This is a genomic window from Luteibacter sp. P4_D7_3 (genome assembly GCF_056401735.1).
Genome location: NZ_JBFUIT010000441.1, coordinates 1 through 2,526 on the forward strand (window position 1 = coordinate 1; position 2,526 = coordinate 2,526).

Consider the following 2,526-nt stretch of genomic DNA (forward strand, 5'->3'; position numbering starts at 1 on the left):
GACCCGGTTTCCTACTCTGGGCCGCTTATGTGTCAGCCGGCCTGTCGAGAAGGATCAGTTCTTGTACTCGGCAGCCCAGTAGGCTTCGATCTGCTTGACCAGCGTGTCCGGCAGGGCGACGTAGTCGAGCGAGGCAGCCTGCGACTGGCCGTTCTCCATGGACCACTTGAAGAAGTCGAACGCGACCTTGGTGTGCGAGGCGTTCTTGGACTTCTTGTACATGATGATCCAGGTCGTCGCCGTGATCGGCCATGCCTGATCGCCCGGGGCATTGGTCATGATCAGGTTGAAGTCCTTGGCGCTCTTCCAGTCAGCCGTCGAAGCAGCAGCGGCGAAGGTGACGGCGCTCGGCTCGATCCACTTGCCGGCTGCGTTCTGCAGCTGGGTGTAGGAGATCGCGTTCTTCTTGGCGTAAGCGTATTCGACGTAACCGATCGAGCCCGGGATCTGGCGAACGTACTGCGAGACGCCTTCGTTACCCTTGCCGCCGACGCCGGCCGGCCACTCAACGGCGGTGCCGAACTTGACCTTGGACGCCCACTCCGGGCTGACCTTGGACAGGTAGTTGGTGAAGTTGAACGAGGTGCCCGAACCGTCCGAACGATGCACGACGGTGACCTTCACGTCCGGAATCTTGACGCCCGGGTTCAGGGCGGCGATGCGCGGATCGCTCCAGCGGGCGATCTTGCCCAGGTAGATGTCGGCGAGAAGGGCGCCGTCCAGCTTCAGCTGGCCAGCGGCCACGCCCTGCAGGTTGACGATGGGCACGATACCGCCGACCACGGCCGGGAACTGGCCCAGGCCGAACTTGGCGAGGTCTTCGGCGCTCATCGGAGCGTCGGAGGCGCCGAAGTCGATGGTGCCTTCCTTGATCTGGGCGATACCTGCACCCGAACCGACGGACTGGTAGTTCAGCTTATTGCCCGTCTTCTCGGCGTACGTGGCGGACCACTTGGAGAGAACGGGGTAGACGAAGCTCGAGCCAGCGCCGGTGATGTCGGTGGCCTGAGCGGACATGCCGAACAGCGAAGCAGCGACCAACGCGGCGATGCGGAGTTTGCGTGTGAACACGGAGTAGTCCTCGGAAGAATGAGTGTCAGGCGAAGCCCGCCCGGGGCTGTATTCCAGCCCTGCCGTGTTGCAATGAGACGTACTGAATGTTTCAACTGGATGACAGCCGCCACTTTGCTGTCATATTCAGGAACTTACGAAATGTCTCAGACCGCGATCGGGGTCGTCTGGTCGCGCTCGAAAAGCTCCAGCCGGCGCCAGCGGTTCACGATTTCGCAAAACAGCTCGGCGGTGCGCTCGGCATCGTAGATGGCCGAATGCGCCTCGCGGCTGTCGAAGCTGAGGCCTGCGGCGAGCACGGCCTTGCTAAGCACGGTCTGCCCGTAGGCCAGGCCACCGAGGGTGGCAGTGTCGAAGCAGCTGAAGGGGTGGAACGGATTGCGCTTATGGCCCACCCGGCGCACCGCCGCATTAAGGAAGGCAAGGTCGAAGGCCGCGTTATGGCCGACCAGCACCGCACGTTGGCACTCCGCGGCTTTCACCGCCTCGCGCACCGCATTGAAGATGTGGTCCAGCGCCTGGCGCTCGGGCAGGGCGCCACGGAACGGGTGATCCGGGTCGATGCCGGTGATTTCCAGCGAGCGCGGGTCGATGTTGGCGCCCGGAAAGGGCTCCACGTTTGCCGCCACGGCCGGCTGGGGCACGAGAAGCCCCGAAGGCTCCATCTTGACCGCGACCACGGCGATTTCCAGGAGCGCATCCCGTTCGGAGTCGAAACCGCCGGTCTCGACATCCACGATCACGGGAAGGAAGCCCCTGAACCGCCCGGCGATCGCCGTAGCGGTGCTGTTACTCGTCGTATCCATACCGCAAAGGATATCAGCCCGGGGCCTTATGAGGCGCTCGCGTTAAGCGGATGTCCTCGTGTCGTCATTTGGTGCCCCAAAAGCATGGAACGGCAACGCCAGCGACTCATTCTTCGCGCCGTGGGCCCCGCTTGAGGTTGTTCGGACAGAAGCCGCCAAGGCACTCGTGGAAAATTTCGACTCCCAGAACTGGGACGATATCCTGAAGTACGCCGGCACCGGGCCGGGGTGAGGACGCTTTGGCGGGCACGACCAAGAACAAGTACTAGACGAAGGTTTCTCTTGTCTGCGAATCGTCTCAGAGGCGTGGGATACCTATGGACGTCTAATTCCTGAATCGCGGTCACCGGATTTATCGCCGAGAAATGCCGCAATCCATTGCCCCCCATTGCCTCTGCGGTTGCAATAGGCAGAAGTCTGAATTTGCTGCGTCGCCGCACTTGCGATTGTCACAAGGCCTCGCGTACGTTCGGCGACATGGCTACGATCCCGACATCCTTCTTGCGCCGCTTCGCGAGCACGTTCTTCGTGTTCATCGCGTTGTGCGTCGCATGCATGGGCGTCCAGGCCGTGCCTTGTGACCGTGACGCCGCTTACGACAGCACGCCCGGCCATGTAGTGGCCCTGGCTGCCGACGACGGCTCCGCGC

General features: G+C 62.5%; 2 protein-coding genes. Both read right to left on the reverse strand.

Annotated features, from left to right (window positions below; all coding sequences use genetic code 11):
* Positions 1-54: 54 nt before the first annotated feature.
* Positions 55-1,071: a phosphate ABC transporter substrate-binding protein PstS gene (gene pstS, locus AC1DSN_RS21245; RefSeq protein WP_063571065.1), complete on the reverse strand. Its 1,017-nt coding sequence runs from the start codon at positions 1,069-1,071 to the stop codon at positions 55-57.
* Between the two features lie 146 nt (positions 1,072-1,217).
* Positions 1,218-1,877: a ribonuclease T gene (gene rnt / locus AC1DSN_RS21250; RefSeq protein ID WP_063571064.1), complete on the reverse strand. Its 660-nt coding sequence runs from the start codon at positions 1,875-1,877 to the stop codon at positions 1,218-1,220.
* Between the last annotated feature and the right edge of the window lie 649 nt (positions 1,878-2,526).

What these genes read in the sequence shown, in the direction of transcription:
- rnt (WP_063571064.1), bottom strand. Translation starts at nt 1,877, where the DNA reads ATGGATACGACGAGTAACAGCACCGCTACGGCGATCGCCGGGCGGTTC.